Origin of the sequence: Klebsiella michiganensis, from assembly GCF_002925905.1 — a bacterium.
Taxonomy (GTDB): Bacteria; Pseudomonadota; Gammaproteobacteria; order Enterobacterales; family Enterobacteriaceae; genus Klebsiella; species Klebsiella michiganensis.
In genome coordinates this window covers 180518-195360 of sequence record NZ_PRDB01000006.1, presented here as the reverse complement: position 1 = coordinate 195360, position 14843 = coordinate 180518, and the positions used below count along the sequence as shown (strand labels likewise).

The window sequence follows — 14843 nt, the reverse complement described above, 5'->3', positions numbered from 1 at the left end:
GGCGCCAGCCCCCAACCTTACAGGCATAATAATATGGAATATTCACAATGAAACTCTCTGAACTCGCGCCACGAGAACGGCATAATTTTATATATTTCATGCTGTTCTTTTTCTTCTACTATTTCATTATGTCAGCCTACTTCCCCTTCTTCCCGGTGTGGCTGGCGGAAGTAAACCATTTAACCAAAACCGAAACGGGGATTGTCTTCTCCTCCATTTCGCTATTCGCGATAATTTTCCAGCCGGTGTTTGGCCTGATTTCCGATAAGCTCGGCCTGCGCAAACATCTGCTGTGGACGATTACGATTTTATTAATCCTGTTTGCCCCCTTCTTTATTTTTGTTTTCTCTCCGCTGCTGCAGATGAATATCATCGCGGGCGCGCTGGTGGGCGGGATCTATCTGGGGATCGTCTTCTCCAGCGGCTCCGGGGCGGTAGAAGCCTATATTGAACGCGTCAGCCGCGCCAACCGTTTTGAATACGGTAAAGTGCGCGTCTCCGGCTGCGTCGGCTGGGCGCTGTGCGCCTCGATCACCGGCATTCTGTTTAGTATCGACCCCAATATCACCTTCTGGATCGCCTCCGGCTTCGCGCTGATCCTCGGCGTGCTGCTGTGGGTCTCGAAGCCGGAAAGCAGCAATAGCGCCGAGGTTATCGACGCCCTGGGCGTCAACCGTCAGGCGTTCTCCATGCGCACCGCCGCCGAGCTCTTGCGGATGCCGCGCTTCTGGGGCTTTATTATTTATGTCGTTGGCGTCGCCAGCGTCTATGACGTTTTCGACCAGCAGTTCGCCAACTTTTTTAAAGGCTTCTTCGCCAGCCCGCAGCGCGGCACCGAAGTGTTTGGCTTCGTGACCACCGGTGGGGAATTACTCAATGCGCTGATCATGTTCTGCGCGCCGGCAATTATTAACCGAATTGGCGCCAAGAATGCCCTGTTAATTGCCGGGGTAATTATGTCAGTCCGAATTTTAGGCTCCTCTTTCGCGACCTCGGCGGTGGAAGTGATTATATTAAAAATGCTGCATATGTTTGAGATCCCCTTCCTGCTGGTTGGCACCTTTAAATATATCTCGTCGGCATTTAACCCAAAACTTTCGGCGACGCTGTTCCTGATCGGCTTTAATTTATCGAAACAGCTGTCGGGCGTTGTGCTCTCGGCGTGGGTAGGACGGATGTATGATACCGTCGGCTTCCATCAGGCTTATCTGATCCTGGGCTGTATTACCCTGAGCTTTACCGTCATTTCGCTGTTTACCCTGAAAGGCAGCAAAACCCTGCTCCCGGCGGCAGCATAACGCCAGGCCGCCGGAAACCCTCCGGCGGCGCGTCGGCAATACACCGTTAAGACGCCGGGTAAGGCAGTTGCCGCTAGCCGGCGATCCGCGTTTCCCCGTCGCTATTTTCCAGCCCGTAAAGACGCGCTTCCGCCATCGATGAAATCAGCTCGGCCAGCTCGGCGGAGTGGCTGGTTAACCAGATTTGGCTATAGCGGGACGCTTCGACAATCAGCCGGGCCAGCGCCGGGAACATCTGACGATGCAGGCTGTTTTCCGGCTCGTTAATGGCCAGAAATGCCGGAGGGCGCGGGCTTAATAGCGCCACCGCCAGGCACAGGAAGCGCAGCGTGCCGTCGGACATTTCCGCCGCCAGTAAAGGCCGCCAGACGCCGTTACGGCGCATCTTCATCGAGAAACGCGAGTTTTCGTTTTCACAATAAAAGGTACACGCCGGGAACGCTTCGCCGAGGATCTCATGCAGCAGCTCTTCGGCGCCGATTTCCACGATGGTCTGAAAGGCGGCGGCGAGGTTGTGCCCATCGCTGTCGAGCACCGGCGAGCGGTAGCCTACCGTCGGGTGTCGCAGCGGTGAGAGTCTGCCAATATTGAATTCGTGATAAAAGCGCCAGTGGCGCATGGTTTCCCTGACCCGCGAGACCTCCGGAAAACGGTGCGGCTCGCCCAGTTGGCCAAAAATCGATTCATTCTCGTAAATGGCGTCGGTAAAAGTACTCTTTTCGCCATTCACATCCACCAGGAACGCCGCCTGGTTTTTACGCTCCAGCACGCGCGATGAAGGACGTCGGGAAAATCCCGCCAGCCAGATCGACTCCTCTTTAACGATCGGATCCAGCTGAAACTGGGTAGGATAAGGCAGCTTTTCCGGAAAACCCACCTGCAGCTGGTAGTCAAACTCGTCGGTCAGACAGCCAATCTGCAGCCGCCGCGGAAAGCGGTCGGTCGGCGCGCCTGGCCCGGACCACATAATGTTTTCCAGCCCGCCCTCATCGCTGATATAGCCGGAAAACTTCCCGTCGGCGCAGGCGGTTAACAGGTGGATGGCTTTATAGATATTGGATTTACCGCAGCCGTTGGGGCCAAAGACGATATTCAGCGCACCGAGTTCCAGCTCAATATCCCTGACCGATCTGAAATTTTTTATCCGGATATGGTTAATCATAGATTCCCGAAACTGATAAAAGCGTTTGGCGCTACTGTATCGGAGGCGAAAGGAAAACAAAACAGGCGCGGACCGGACGACTGCTTGCCGCCCGGCTCCGGCTTAGCTGAAGAGTTTTTTCATGCCGCGGGTCAGCGCGACTCTTTTGAGTTTGTCCGTATCCTCATGGCTCTCGTTGAAAACGCCGAAAAAATAGCGTTCATCGTCAATGGTCTGCGATACGATTCTGTAGCTCAGCGGCTGGCCGGATTTCGCGCCGTACTGCGCAGGCGTCACGGAAATCTCCGTCGCGTTATCGGCAACGCTAACCATCAGGCCGTCGCCTTTCCCTCCAACCAGCATCACCTTAATTAACGGGTGCACCATGTCCCTCCCGGGTTGAGGTCAATGATTAATTTTCGATGGCCGCAGGCTGACAGTTGGCCGTTGCACCGCCGTGGCCGGACTTGTCTTTAGCGGAGGCCGGCTGAGCGCCCTCTTTACCAACAACGGGCGGTAACGGCACGCCTTCTTTGTCCACCGCAGGCGACGCCTTCTGGCAGGTCGCCGTTTTCGTGGCCTCTGCGCCCCAGACAGGGGGTTGCAGACTCAGGATCGCCACGGGAGCAAGCAGCAACGTGTTCTTCAGTACTTTCTTATAGTTCATACCGGCCTTGAGTAAAAAAATTTCTTTCTTATGCTGAGCTAAGCGCTGATTATTAGGAGTAAAAGCTGACAAATGATGAAGGAAAAAAGAGGAATTGTGAACATCAATAGTTCTTATTTATGAATTGCTGCCTTTCCTGCCCCCGCGCCCGACGGATCTTATATCCAGGAATTACCTTAATCAATTGAAATGACGGCAATCCCCCCATTCTGGCGACGTTTCTTTTCGCCAGAGTGTAGCGCTTTTGTGGCAGAAACAGCGACCTGGTTTATATCCCGGACGTTGTGGAAAATTCCTGGAGTGAGGCTCACCGACGGCTGAGCATTTGTACTTCGCTTGTTAGCCACTAGACTTAAATAAGTCAAACGAAAGGAGACTCCCATGTCATCACAAGAGTATGAAAACGACGCGCAGAATCTGGCGGACAAAGTGAGCAACAAAGTCAATGAATTCGCCGGGGAAGCCCAGCAGCAATTTGGTGATGCGGTTGATTCGCCTAAACATCAGCTAAAAGGCGCGGCCCGTAAGTACGCCGCTCAGGCGTCGGATGCCGTATCAGAGGTCTCCGAGCGCGTAAGGGAAAATCCGCTGACCGGACTGCTGGCGGCCGGCGCTATCGGGCTGGTGATTGGTTTACTGGCGGGACGGAAATAACCCATTCTAAGGCCCTTCGGGCCTTAATTTTTTGCCTGCGGCGCGCTTATGCTAACGCTGACTTAAATCGCCACGACTTCAGCTACGTTAAACTGAAAAACGTAAGGGTCGGACAACAGGTGGAATTGCTCATCATCCGCATAGGTCACTGCGACATGATACGCTTCACCGGCAAAGGCGATGACCGCATCCAGATTGTGCCAGTACGTTGCCAGGAAGAAGTGTTCCCACTCCCCCTGCGTTTCCCGTCTGACAAACGCCCCCGCGTTGCCGCTGATGCCCTGGGAATGCTGTACGCCTGTCGCCTGCAAATGAACCGCAAACGCATCGCCAAACTCAACGGGAACACAACCATGCCAGGTTCTGACAATCATCTTTACACCTCATAAAAAATCAATAAAGATGCATTTATAGCAAATAAATGGCGATAATAGTGATTTTTTATGCAATTGCTTTGTGCGAATCATACCGCCTGGTACATCCCGGACATTTGCAGGTATAATCTCACTCATTATTCAGCGGATTCAGACACGAAGATGACAAAACTCACCTTACAAGAACAAATGCTTAAAGCCGGGTTAGTGACCAGCAAAAAAATGGCCAAAGTTCAGAGAACGGCGAAAAAGTCCCGCGTTCAGGCTCGCGAAGCCAGAGAAGCAGTGGAAGAGAATAAAAAAGCGCAGCTTGAGCGAGATAAGCAGCTTAGCGAGCAGCAAAAGCAGGCGGCGCTCTCGAAAGAGTATAAAGCGCAGGTTAAGCAGCTTATTGAAATGAATAAAATCGATATTTCAAAAGGCAATATTGATTTTAACTTCACGGATAACAACTTCATTAAAAAAATCGCCGTGGATAAACTCACCCAGGCACAGCTGATTAGCGGCCGTCTCGCCATTGCGCGTCTGGCCGGTGATAACGACGGCGAGAGCAAATACGCGATTATCCCGGCGAGCGTCGCCGATAAAATCGCCCAGCGCGACGCCAGCAGCATTGTCTTAAACAGCGCGCTAAGTGCGGAAGAGCAGGACGAAGACGATCCATATGCTGATTTTAAAGTTCCCGATGATTTGATGTGGTAAGCAATGCGGGCCTGCGCAGACCGGCGATTCAGGCCTGGTCTGCGCAGGCGTTGTGCTTTACACTGCGCGCGGCAAAAATTGAGTAGATAAACGATTAACCAGGCGGTAACGGCGATGAACGGAACGATCACAACGTGGTTTAAAGATAAAGGTTTTGGATTTATCAAAGATGAAAACGGCGATAATCGCTATTTTCATGTGATTAAGGTTGCCAACCCTGAACTCATTAAAAAAGATGCAGCAGTCACTTTCGAACCCACCACCAATAACAAGGGTTTGTCAGCCTATGCGGTAAAAGTCCTGCCGGAAAGCAAATATATCTATATTGCAGGCGAGCGGATTAAGCTTACATCGATCAAATCTTTCCTGGTGTACAGCGAGGAAGAGCCCGCCGATGCCCGCATCGACAAAGAGAATGCGGTCCTTTCCGTAGGCCTGTTGATGGGAAATATCAGGCCAAAATCCACCGCTAAGCCTGGCGAAATGCGCTCGGTGAAAAAGCTGGCTATTACCACCTTCCAGGGAACCACCCTCATCTTCTCGGAAGATGAGATAGACATTGAGGCCACGGTAAAGCTGCTTAAGGTGTGAAAGCGTACGGCTCAACAAACCGGGCTCTGTGCCCGGTTTGGGAGTGATGACAAATCTGTTTAAACATCTTCCCCGGTTCTTCACCGGGTGGCGGTTGACGCCTTACCCGGCCTGCCAATACCAGAGTCACAACCTGCCGCGCAATTTCTTCGGACTCGTGCAAGCGAAGCGCTGTTAGGGAAGGTGCGAACAAGTTCCTGATATGAGATCATCATATTCATCCGGAGCGCATCCCAGAGGGACATCATGAGCCATCAACTCACCTTCGCCGATAGTGAATTCAGCACTAAGCGCCGTCAGACCCGAAAAGAGATTTTCCTCTCCCGCATGGAGCAGATTCTGCCATGGCAGAATATGACCGCTGTCATCGAGCCGTTTTATCCCAAGGCGGGCAATGGCCGACGGCCCTATCCGCTGGAGACCATGCTGCGTATTCACTGCATGCAGCATTGGTACAACCTGAGCGACGGTGCCATGGAAGATGCCCTGTACGAAATCGCCTCCATGCGCCTGTTTGCCCGATTATCCCTGGATAGCGCCCTGCCGGATCGCACCACCATCATGAATTTCCGCCACCTGCTCGAGCAGCATCAACTGGCCCGTCAATTGTTCAAGACCATCAATCGCTGGCTGGCCGAAGCAGGCGTCATGATGACCCAAGGCACTTTGGTGGATGCCACCATCATTGAGGCACCCAGCTCTACCAAGAACAAAGAGCAGCAACGCGATCCGGAGATGCATCAGACCAAGAAAGGCAATCAGTGGCACTTTGGCATGAAGGCCCACATTGGTGTCGATGCCAAGAGTGGCCTGACCCACAGCCTAGTCACCACCGCGGCCAACGAGCATGACCTCAATCAGCTGGGTAATCTGCTTCATGGAGAGGAGCAATTTGTCTCAGCCGATGCCGGCTACCAAGGAGCGCCACAGCGCGAGGAGCTGGCCGAGGTGGATGTGGACTGGCTGATCGCCGAGCGTCCCGGCAAGGTAAAAACCTTGAAGCAGCATCCGCGCAAGAACAAAACGGCCATCAACATCGAATACATGAAAGCCAGCATCCGTGCCAAGGTGGAGCACCCGTTTCGCATCATCAAGCGGCAGTTCGGCTTCGTGAAAGCCAGATACAAGGGGCTGCTGAAAAACGATAACCAACTGGCGATGTTATTCACCCTGGCCAACCTGTTTCGGGTGGACCAAATGATACGTCAGTGGGAGAGATCTCAGTAAAAACCGGAAATAACGCCAGAAATGGTGGAAAAAATAGCCTAAATAGGCTGATTCGATGTGTTTGCGGGAAAAAAATCGGCCCAGATCCGCGAAATTTTAATCAGCGAGTCAGCTTGGGAAGAAATGACCTGCTTATTCGCACCTTCCCTAATATTGCAAGGAAGCTATATTTAATATATTAATATTATTGTTTAAGCCTCTACGGCAACATGGGAGAGCAATTTGTTTTGCAGACGGCTGGTTTGAATGGAAGCGAGCAGGCGACAAGAAACAGCCTTACTTCATCCACCGTTAAGACAGAAAGCCCATCTTCATAGCGGCTATCGGCAGCGTCCCTTTCGAGCGTGGGGATGAAGATGAGGGATTTTTGATTGTCACCGCTGCAGCCTATCACGGTCTCGTCGATATTCACGACCGCCGGCCACTCGTTCTGGTGCCGGAATCAGCGCGCGAATGAATGCGGCAGGATATCGGCAGCAAGCAAAATCAAGGGGCAGCTTGATAGCCCACATATAAAGAATTCATATAAAACATAGAAAATAATAATTTTAACTTATTACTTATGCATCGCATTTTCTACCTGATATGAACTCAGCAATCACACTTTTCTCGGCTCAGGGTCATAATAACTGAAATCCTCTCGCATGCAACTTCACCGACCTAAAATAAAAACTCTCTTGCATCAAAGTCAGTCAAATAGTTTGAATAAATACACGCATGGGTAATTGCGCCAAAATAAAAAACGATTTAATAACTCAGCCCATGACTTAATAACACACCAGAAAACAAATAATTACTCGCACTATCCTAAGATAAACTTTCATTTTTTAAAAAAGACATCAGACACTTAACTTGACTAACTTCATCTAAGGTACGCAACCGATACTGGGCGGACTGCAAGCTAAGATATAAATTACATTCAAAATGTGATATGAATGACAATGATAATATTGTTTACACAAAACCGCTTGGCTTAGCTAAACTGGATATTATTGAATCTCTTTTGGGAGGTTATAATAGCCATGTTCAGAGCATGGCTCGACGTAGTACTATTATTACCCCATGCAAAATTTTCAGCCCAACCATGAAAGGGGAAAACATGCGAACAGCTCTTGCAATGCTAACATTAATAATACCCGCATATGCTAATGCAGATACTTGCGAAAGTATTATCGGGTTATCAAAAATCACCCACATAACGGTTCGAGATCAAAACTCTATTGAGCAAAATGCAGATTATTTCTGCAAAGAATATAGCAAAGGCACATCGGTATCCAATAATTCTAAATTTGGTGCCAGTTACAGCGTTCTTTCAGCTAGTTTCGGAAGTTCGAATGCTACAGTAATTCAAGTAGCTAGCAGATATTGCTCAGCAGAAAGTAACTACTCAGAAAGTCAAGACGCCTACAAACAATATATAGAATCCATTGCGCCAGGTGCATATGATGCCTACAAACAATGCACCGAAGCAAAAAACAACATGACATATAATGTAGATAGTATCCTGCCATCAGAATTTTCAATGTCTGTAGGTTTCGCATCGCCAGGCTCTCATGATAAGTCAGCTTCAATTGCCTATTCTGCATCTAACGGTGTTTCATGTAAGTGGAATGACTCAGAGACCAAATCTATAGTTATTCCAACAGGATCTACAGCTATTCTTGAGTGCAGCAGAAACGAACAAAGTAAAAAAGCTTTTGTTAAAATTGTAAGAACAGATTCAACGGTGCCCCCTCCTTTAACCCTATCTTGGCAGGCATATGATAATCAAGACAATCCTATAGATGCTCTAACAACAATCGATGATCGTTTAAAAAACCTAGAAATGGAGTTGACAAGACTAGAACAAAACAGTGTTGTTGGTTTTATGTCAGATACCTGTCCTTCTGGATGGATACCTGTGCTAAACGCACAGGGCAGATTCCTTAGAGGTATAGATAGTTCAGGATCTACAAAAATCGACCCGGCAGGAATACGTATCCCAGGAAGTATCCAAGAGGATATGATCGCAAAACATACGCATACTTATCAATCCGGGTTTCATTCTGGTGAATCAAATAATGGGACAGGGGCTGACCCTAACAAGAAAAACGCGGTATTAACTAGTACAGATGAGGGTAAATCAAAGGATGGAGAATTAGGTCCTGAAACTAGGCCGAAGAACATGGCCGTTCTATTCTGTACCAAAGAGAGAAGGTAATACCCATAACGCATAGTTAAATTCAATTAAGTGACCGCTTACTGTACCTTTTGTTATACGATCTGCATCGGGTCACATTATGCGCCAGCTGCCTATCCAGCAAGGACACATATCACGATGGGTATGAAATTGATTTTTGAATCAGCGCTGGCTCTGGTCGCTTCAGTCATTGACAGCGTAACTGCATATCTTAATGCCGCATGTGGGATTGCAGATCTCAAATGGATAGCGGCTATCGATAATGATAGCCGCAATATGATTATGCTGTCAGGCTTGACATAAATTCTGCAAGCAGAGCGTTAATCTTCGCCATTACTGACATATCCTGATGCGCAGCAACACCTGGAAGCACGATAGACAGAGCAAAATCATACGTCCCCATCAACGATGCACCACCTATTCCTAGTCTCCTCTTTGAAAACAGTACCAGTCTGCAACGATTGAGGCCAGAATGTATTCTTCAGCAGACAGCTCCACGCCTTCCAGCACCACAACTTATATTGGCGCGGTATAAATAAAAGGGCGGGGAACTATCCCGTGCATAATCATTTCTTGGCGTTCTGCCCGGCAATCTCGATGTAGCACGGATCGGATGCCGCGGGAGTTGAATGCTCTGTTCGCGGTAGTAGCGTACCCCCCCCCATGAAGTATTCCCGGAGGTGTTCAGGTTGTTCTCTGGCGACCTACTCTACTCAGCTATCGCCGACATATTCAGGCGCACTTTGTATGTAACGCCACTGGCGGCCAGATCGACGTTAACCTGGTCTCGCACTTCCTGGCTTTTTGCTGCAATATTCCACTTCAACACAAGAAAAATCCCCAGTGGTGCTGAGGGGATAATAGCTCACTTCTAACTGTACTGCTTGGCATTTGCTCTAAAGGACTTTTACCACAGAATTGATAATTGCTAACAAACAAATAGTTAGTTATGAAAGAAACTGTAATGGTCAAAAACATACCGCAGCTAATCATTTTTTTCGGTATTATTTTGCTCTGAAGCCTTTAAGGCTTTTGATTGTAGTTCTTTAACTTTTAACCATAGTTGTCCAGAAACAACAATTTTTCCTAACGCATTGACCAACCCTTCCTGATCCCAGCAGTCTGTTCGTTCACCCATAAATTCAATTGTGAAAGGGTACCCATCAGGATCTTGCTCCCAACGGGCAATAGAGGCATTCCCACCACTGCTTAGAACTATCTTTAATGTTCCAGTAGAACCTTTACTATCTAATGAGACAAGTGGAGGAGCACTCTGATTTATAATGGCATAAGTTTTTGCTATTTCTGCAAATGCACTAGGTTTTTGTATGTAGCGTTCAATGGTAAACAGGCCGTCAGTTTCATCAGCCAGCTCACTATTTAACGAGGAAAAAACCTTATCGACGCTCTCGCGGTTTTTCTCAACTCTATTCGCTTCGCCCATACCAGTTTTGATAAGTTCTTTAAACTGAAACATTTTTAACCTCTCTTTTACATATACATCCAATAACCGGCATGTGGTCAAAATAATGCTTGCTATCCATTATGGCAACACGTAGTTTGTCAGTCAAAACTACTCCCGTAGAAGACTCTTTAAGATACCATGGCCCACAATGGAGAAAATGGCCTGAAAAAATGATCTGATCGAACGTAGACCAGTGATTGCGATTACCTGATTTGCTATAACACGTCCCAAAGTCATGTTGTTGCTCATCTATAGTGAATGGCATTCTAGCAGCAAGAGCCTTCCAGTACGGGTTATATAACCAAAAATTAGGCTCTGAAAGTACTAAGGCTCTATCGTTTGTTGCGCGTATGTTTTTGAACAAACTTTGTGAATATGGTTCATCATTATAATCCCCCATTAATATAACCAGTTGCCCCCCCTCAATGAAACGCTCGATATAACGTCTTAAACCTTTAGAACATTCGTCTCTAAAGTCATCCGCAATTTTACGGAGTTGACTTGGCCAATGCGAGACAAAAATATTTATGACAGAGGAAGCATCCCCATTAATAACAATAATCAATTGTTGAGCAACTTTTACTATAGATGTTCCTAGTCTAGCGGTATGTGCCATACCTTGTATAACGCTAATTTCACCTGATTCATAAATATAACCGACATCAAACTCTGCTCCAGTTAATGTTCTGTCTGGTAAAAACTGAGCTGAAAGTGATAACCCAAGTTTACCAAGCTCGCTGGATATATGATTAAATGAGTCCTTATTTACCTCACATAAAGCTAAAAACATTATTTTTTTGCTGGTAAATAAATCCACAATAACTTCAACCGCATCAGCCATGTTGGCAGGCGCACGCATCTCCTTAATACCTGGTGGCGAAATCGCGCAATTCCAAAATGCGAATATAAATTCCAAGCCCCCTCTCCCCATGCATTTAATAATGCTTCACATTATAGCAACGATGTATCGGTTTGGGAGGGATACCTGCACGTTAAGCAACAAAAGACAGGTGTGAAACTTGCTATTCCACTCAGTTTGCGCAGTGAGGTGCTGGACGTTAGCCTGGCACAAGTGATCAAGCGCTGTAGGGATCGGGTTGTTAGCCCGTGGCTTCTTCACCACGTAACGTCCAGCGGTAAAGTAAAAGCTAGTGATCAGGTTGGCGAGAACAGTCTTAGCGTTTCCTTCAAACTCGCAGTGGATAGCACCAACCTTTCCGTTGAAAGAGGGAAAACAATGCCTACTTTCCATGAGCAACGCTCGCTGTCCGAACGTCTGTACGAGGCTCAGGGAATCAACACCCAACAGCTGTTAGGGCACTCATCGGAAAAAATGACCGCGCAGTATCATAACGATCGAGGTCTCGACTGGGTGAAAGTGAAGGTGTAGCTACGTGAAAAATTGGGCCGTACCCCCATGCAAATTTAGCAAAATTTAAAGATTTATTTTGGGGAAAAGTTTTGGAGGGATTTTGGGGAAGAAAAAATTGGATAAAAACCGGGCGCTGCGCCCGGTCTTCTTCTACTCGTCAAAACGCTCGGCTAGCTCAGCCCGCGGTTTTCCAGCATCGGCTCAATCTGCGGATCGTGTCCGCGCCACTGGCGATAAAGTTCTGCTAAATCAGTACTATTGCCGCAAGACAAAATCGCTTCGCGGAAGCGCTGGCCGTTTTCACGGGTTAAACCACCCTGCTCAACAAACCACTGGTAGCCGTCATCCGCCAGCATCTGCGTCCACAGGTAAGCGTAATAGCCTGCCGCGTAGCCGCCGCCGAAAATATGCGAAAAATAGCTGCTGCGATAGCGCGGCGGCACGGCGGCCAGATCCATATTCTCCGCACGCAGGGACGCGGCTTCAAACGCATCGACATCGTCCGGGAGTTTATCCTCCCTCACGCTATGCCAGTGCATATCCAGCAGCGCCGCTGCGAGCAGTTCGCTCATGTCGTAGCCTTTATTAAACTTCGCCGCGCGGAACATGCTGTCGCGCAGCGCGGCCGGCATGATTTCCCCGGTTTGATGGTGCCGCGCATAGTGGGCAAATACCTGCGGCTCGCTGGCCCAGTGTTCATAAATCTGTGAAGGAAACTCAACAAAATCGCGCGGCGTATTGGTTCCCGACAGGCTGGCATACTTCTGGCTGGCAAACAGGCCGTGCAGGGTATGCCCAAATTCGTGAAATAAGGTGATGACCTCATCCCAGGAAAGAAGCGCGCTATGTCCGGCTTTGGGTTTCTGGTAGTTACAGACGTTATAAATTACCGGATGCTGCGCACGCAGGGTGGATTGTTCAACAAATACGCCCATCCACGCCCCGCCGCTTTTGCTGTCCCGCGAGAAGTAGTCGCCGTAGAACAGCGCAATTCCCTCTCCGTTAGCGTCGATAATTTCCCATACCTGCACGTCCGGATGATAAACCGGAATATCGAATCGCTCGACAAAGCGAATACCGAACAGCTGTGTCGCCGTCCAGAACACGCCGTCGCGCAGGACGCGGTCGAGGGCAAAATAGGGCTTGAGCTGCGCTTCATCGATGGCAAATTTCGCCCTGCGCACCTGCTCGGCGTAATAGAGCCAGTCCCACGCCGCCGCGCGGAAATCACCGCCTTCATTATCAATAACTTGCTGAATATCCGCCAGCTCCTGCTCGGCCCGCGCCTTCGCCGCCGGGGCGATTCGCCGCATAAAGGCAAACGCCTCTGCCGGATCGCCCGCCATCTGATCGGCCATTGACCAGCTGGCGAAGTCATCAGCGCCCAGCAGCTGCGCTTTGCGCGCGCGGAGCTCCGCTAGCCGCAGTACCAGCTCGCGAGTGTCATTCGCATCGCCCTTCTGATTTCGCGTCCAGCCTGCTGCAAACAAATTCTCTCGCGTCTGCCGGTCCTGCAGCGAAACCAGCGCCGGCTGCTGGGTCGTATTGAGTAAAGACAGCAACCAGCGACCACCTAATCCCTTCTCCTGCGCGGCTTCTGCCGCTGCGCTTATCTCATCGTCGCTAAGCCCTGCGAGCTGATGAGCGTAATCCACCACCAGACCGCCAGATTTTACCGCCGCCAGCAGGCGCTGCTGAAACTGGCTTTGCAGCGCTGCCGCTTCGGTATTCAGCGCACGAAGCGCCGCTTTTTGATCGTCCGCAAGCGTGGCTCCCGCAAGGGTAAAGCGTTGCCAGGTCACCTCCAGCAGGCGTCGGGATTCGGCGTCAAGGGAGAGCGACTCTCGCCGCTCCCACACCTGCTTCACGCGTTGAAAAAGGGCATCGTTGAGCCAGATATCATTCGCCAGTTCCGCCAGCTCAGAGGAAAACTGCTCATCAAGCGCCTGAATGGCCGGATTGGTCTCCGCGCCCGCCATAGCGAAGAAGACGTTGGTTACCCGAGCCAGCAGCTGGCCGCTCTGTTCCAGGGCTTCCAGCGTGTTGGCAAAATCAGCCGGCTGCGGGTTATTCGCGATAGCGGCAATCTCTGCGCGCTGGCGACGAACGCCCTCGTCGAAGGCCGGACGGTAATGACTCACGTCAATCAAATCGAAACGCGGCGCCTGATAAGGCAGCAGACTGACGCTAAAAAAAGGATTGTTCTCCGACATCTTCATCTCCTGAACACGATTATTCTGTAAGATTAGGCAACTCATTGATTGACCGCAATGATTACTCTGTTCACCGCCGCGTTCGGCGGGGAGGTCTGGTGATTTCCATTACCCGTCGCCGGGATCGCGTGCTATGGTATGAAGACACAAAAATCGTTGAGGAACAGTAAGATGATTATCCTGGTTACCGGAGCAACAGCGGGTTTTGGTGAAAGCATAACTCGCCGTTTTATCGCTAACGGTCACAAAGTGATTGCCACCGGGCGTCGCGAAGAACGCCTGAAAACGCTTAAAGATGAGCTGGGCGAGAACCTTTATACCGCCCAGTTGGACGTGCGCAACCGTGCAGCCATTGAAGAGCTGATTGCCGGACTGCCGGCAGACTGGCAGGCGATTGATGTTCTCGTCAATAATGCCGGGCTGGCGCTGGGACTGGAGCCCGCGCATAAAGCCAACATTGAAGACTGGGAAGACATGATTGACACCAATAACAAAGGGCTGGTGTATATGACCCGCGCCGTTCTGCCGGGAATGGTTGAGCGTAATCGCGGCCACGTAATCAATATCGGTTCGGTCGCCGGCGCCTGGCCTTATGCTGGCGGTAACGTCTACGGCGCGACCAAAGCGTTTGTGCGTCAGTTCAGCCTCAATCTTCGTACCGATCTTCACGGTACCGCCCTTCGCGTGACCGATATTGAGCCCGGTCTGGTCGGTGGCACCGAATTCTCTAACGTGCGCTTTAAAGGTGATGACGCTAAAGCCGAGAAAGCTTACGAAAATACCCAGGCTCTGACTCCGGAAGACGTCACCGAAGCGGTCTGGTGGGTCGCAACCCTGCCAAAACACGTCAACATTAATACCCTGGAAATCATGCCGGTCAGCCAAAGTTTTGCCGGACTGAACGTGCACCGCCAGGGCTAAGCTCTGTAACCCGGCCCGCGGGCCGGGTCTGGGCTGGAA

17 protein-coding genes and 2 pseudogenes are annotated in these 14843 nt (G+C 50.0%); 11 read left to right on the top strand and 8 right to left on the bottom strand.

The genetic code is table 11. The features are described from left to right. Window positions 1-47: 47 nt before the first annotated feature. Window positions 48-1298: an MFS transporter gene (locus CDA56_RS15185; RefSeq protein WP_025105768.1), complete on the top strand. Its 1251-nt coding sequence runs from the start codon at window positions 48-50 to the stop codon at window positions 1296-1298. Window positions 1299-1371: 73 nt separating this feature from the next. On the opposite strand, the gene CDA56_RS15180 is transcribed toward CDA56_RS15185, so the two are convergent. The 3 genes from CDA56_RS15180 to CDA56_RS15170 all read right to left on the bottom strand — a co-directional run bounded on the left by CDA56_RS15180 (window position 1372) and on the right by CDA56_RS15170 (window position 3106). Further along, window positions 1372-2460, bottom strand: coding sequence for an AAA family ATPase (locus CDA56_RS15180; RefSeq protein WP_014838607.1), 1089 nt, complete (start codon window positions 2458-2460; stop codon window positions 1372-1374). A gap of 102 nt (window positions 2461-2562) precedes the next feature. Beyond that, window positions 2563-2823, bottom strand: coding sequence for a hypothetical protein (locus CDA56_RS15175; protein ID WP_014229513.1), 261 nt, complete (start codon window positions 2821-2823; stop codon window positions 2563-2565). A gap of 28 nt (window positions 2824-2851) precedes the next feature. Further along, window positions 2852-3106, bottom strand: a complete 255-nt coding sequence (locus CDA56_RS15170; protein ID WP_064374625.1) for a hypothetical protein — start codon at window positions 3104-3106, stop codon at window positions 2852-2854. 381 nt (window positions 3107-3487) lie between these two features. Here CDA56_RS15170 and CDA56_RS15165 point away from each other — a divergent pair, with 381 nt between their 5' ends. Then, on the top strand, window positions 3488-3760 hold the full coding sequence (locus CDA56_RS15165) for an ElaB/YgaM/YqjD family protein (RefSeq protein WP_004851233.1): 273 nt from the start codon (window positions 3488-3490) through the stop codon (window positions 3758-3760). Window positions 3761-3822: 62 nt separating this feature from the next. On the opposite strand, the gene CDA56_RS15160 is transcribed toward CDA56_RS15165, so the two are convergent. Next, window positions 3823-4134: a hypothetical protein gene (locus CDA56_RS15160; RefSeq protein WP_025105771.1), complete on the bottom strand. Its 312-nt coding sequence runs from the start codon at window positions 4132-4134 to the stop codon at window positions 3823-3825. Window positions 4135-4296: 162 nt separating this feature from the next. Between CDA56_RS15160 and CDA56_RS15155 the strand changes: the two genes are divergently transcribed. The 7 genes and pseudogenes from CDA56_RS15155 (at window position 4297) to CDA56_RS15125 (ending at window position 9136) form a co-directional block, all read left to right on the top strand. Continuing rightward, window positions 4297-4836, top strand: a complete 540-nt coding sequence (locus tag CDA56_RS15155; RefSeq protein ID WP_025105772.1) for a DUF2058 domain-containing protein — start codon at window positions 4297-4299, stop codon at window positions 4834-4836. A gap of 114 nt (window positions 4837-4950) precedes the next feature. Beyond that, window positions 4951-5427, top strand: coding sequence for a cold-shock protein (locus CDA56_RS15150; RefSeq protein WP_004851238.1), 477 nt, complete (start codon window positions 4951-4953; stop codon window positions 5425-5427). A gap of 246 nt (window positions 5428-5673) precedes the next feature. Next, window positions 5674-6654: an IS5-like element ISKpn26 family transposase gene (locus CDA56_RS15140; RefSeq protein ID WP_000019441.1), complete on the top strand. Its 981-nt coding sequence runs from the start codon at window positions 5674-5676 to the stop codon at window positions 6652-6654. Next, window positions 6636-6836 carry a hypothetical protein gene (locus CDA56_RS31545; protein ID WP_306821318.1) on the top strand — a complete coding sequence of 67 codons (201 nt, stop codon included), beginning with the start codon at window positions 6636-6638 and terminating at the stop codon, window positions 6834-6836. Before CDA56_RS15140 ends, CDA56_RS31545 begins: the two co-directional genes overlap by 19 nt. Window positions 6837-6841: 5 nt before the next feature. Beyond that, window positions 6842-7108, top strand: a pseudogene (locus tag CDA56_RS15130) (SOS response-associated peptidase family protein); the annotation flags it as partial. Between the two features lie 477 nt (window positions 7109-7585). Further along, entirely contained in the window at window positions 7586-8854 is a 1269-nt protein-coding gene (locus tag CDA56_RS30730; protein ID WP_139536123.1) for a hypothetical protein, read from the top strand. Window positions 8855-8971: 117 nt separating this feature from the next. Next, window positions 8972-9136 (top strand): hypothetical protein, encoded by a 165-nt coding sequence (locus CDA56_RS15125; RefSeq protein ID WP_163520947.1) that lies wholly within the window; start codon window positions 8972-8974, stop codon window positions 9134-9136. 263 nt (window positions 9137-9399) lie between these two features. Here the strand turns inward: CDA56_RS15125 and CDA56_RS31540 are convergent. From CDA56_RS31540 to CDA56_RS15110, 3 genes and pseudogenes are all read right to left on the bottom strand, one after another. Continuing rightward, a pseudogene (locus tag CDA56_RS31540) lies at window positions 9400-9662 on the bottom strand (DNA polymerase III subunit theta). Window positions 9663-9818: 156 nt separating this feature from the next. Continuing rightward, window positions 9819-10310: a hypothetical protein gene (locus tag CDA56_RS15115; protein ID WP_064406410.1), complete on the bottom strand. Its 492-nt coding sequence runs from the start codon at window positions 10308-10310 to the stop codon at window positions 9819-9821. Next, entirely contained in the window at window positions 10297-11214 is a 918-nt protein-coding gene (locus CDA56_RS15110) for an endonuclease/exonuclease/phosphatase family protein (protein WP_133163271.1), read from the bottom strand. Before CDA56_RS15110 ends, CDA56_RS15115 begins: the two co-directional genes overlap by 14 nt. Between CDA56_RS15110 and CDA56_RS15105 the strand changes: the two genes are divergently transcribed. Beyond that, window positions 11110-11688, top strand: coding sequence for a tyrosine-type recombinase/integrase (locus CDA56_RS15105; protein WP_306011233.1), 579 nt, complete (start codon window positions 11110-11112; stop codon window positions 11686-11688). The two genes, CDA56_RS15110 and CDA56_RS15105, sit on opposite strands and share 105 nt — an antisense overlap. 152 nt (window positions 11689-11840) lie before the next feature. On the opposite strand, the gene dcp is transcribed toward CDA56_RS15105, so the two are convergent. Continuing rightward, window positions 11841-13883 carry a peptidyl-dipeptidase Dcp gene (gene dcp, locus CDA56_RS15100; RefSeq protein ID WP_102803264.1) on the bottom strand — a complete coding sequence of 681 codons (2043 nt, stop codon included), beginning with the start codon at window positions 13881-13883 and terminating at the stop codon, window positions 11841-11843. Between the two features lie 171 nt (window positions 13884-14054). On the opposite strand from dcp, the gene ydfG reads away from it, so the two are divergent. Then, window positions 14055-14804 carry a bifunctional NADP-dependent 3-hydroxy acid dehydrogenase/3-hydroxypropionate dehydrogenase YdfG gene (ydfG, locus tag CDA56_RS15095; protein WP_004851244.1) on the top strand — a complete coding sequence of 250 codons (750 nt, stop codon included), beginning with the start codon at window positions 14055-14057 and terminating at the stop codon, window positions 14802-14804. Window positions 14805-14843: the final 39 nt, after the last annotated feature.

Excerpts from the sequence above, each read along its gene's own strand:
- CDA56_RS15185 (WP_025105768.1), top strand. The coding sequence starts at position 48 with ATGAAACTCTCTGAACTCGCGCCACGAGAACGGCATAATTTTATATAT.
- CDA56_RS15115 (WP_064406410.1), bottom strand. The coding sequence starts at position 10,310 with ATGTTTCAGTTTAAAGAACTTATCAAAACTGGTATGGGCGAAGCGAAT.
- CDA56_RS15140 (WP_000019441.1), top strand. The coding sequence starts at position 5,674 with ATGAGCCATCAACTCACCTTCGCCGATAGTGAATTCAGCACTAAGCGC.
- CDA56_RS30730 (WP_139536123.1), top strand. The coding sequence starts at position 7,586 with ATGAATGACAATGATAATATTGTTTACACAAAACCGCTTGGCTTAGCT.
- CDA56_RS15150 (WP_004851238.1), top strand. The coding sequence starts at position 4,951 with ATGAACGGAACGATCACAACGTGGTTTAAAGATAAAGGTTTTGGATTT.
- CDA56_RS15155 (WP_025105772.1), top strand. The coding sequence starts at position 4,297 with ATGACAAAACTCACCTTACAAGAACAAATGCTTAAAGCCGGGTTAGTG.
- CDA56_RS15165 (WP_004851233.1), top strand. The coding sequence starts at position 3,488 with ATGTCATCACAAGAGTATGAAAACGACGCGCAGAATCTGGCGGACAAA.
- CDA56_RS15180 (WP_014838607.1), bottom strand. The coding sequence starts at position 2,460 with ATGATTAACCATATCCGGATAAAAAATTTCAGATCGGTCAGGGATATT.
- CDA56_RS15160 (WP_025105771.1), bottom strand. The coding sequence starts at position 4,134 with ATGATTGTCAGAACCTGGCATGGTTGTGTTCCCGTTGAGTTTGGCGAT.
- ydfG (WP_004851244.1), top strand. The coding sequence starts at position 14,055 with ATGATTATCCTGGTTACCGGAGCAACAGCGGGTTTTGGTGAAAGCATA.
- CDA56_RS15125 (WP_163520947.1), top strand. The coding sequence starts at position 8,972 with ATGGGTATGAAATTGATTTTTGAATCAGCGCTGGCTCTGGTCGCTTCA.
- CDA56_RS15170 (WP_064374625.1), bottom strand. The coding sequence starts at position 3,106 with ATGAACTATAAGAAAGTACTGAAGAACACGTTGCTGCTTGCTCCCGTG.
- dcp (WP_102803264.1), bottom strand. The coding sequence starts at position 13,883 with ATGTCGGAGAACAATCCTTTTTTTAGCGTCAGTCTGCTGCCTTATCAG.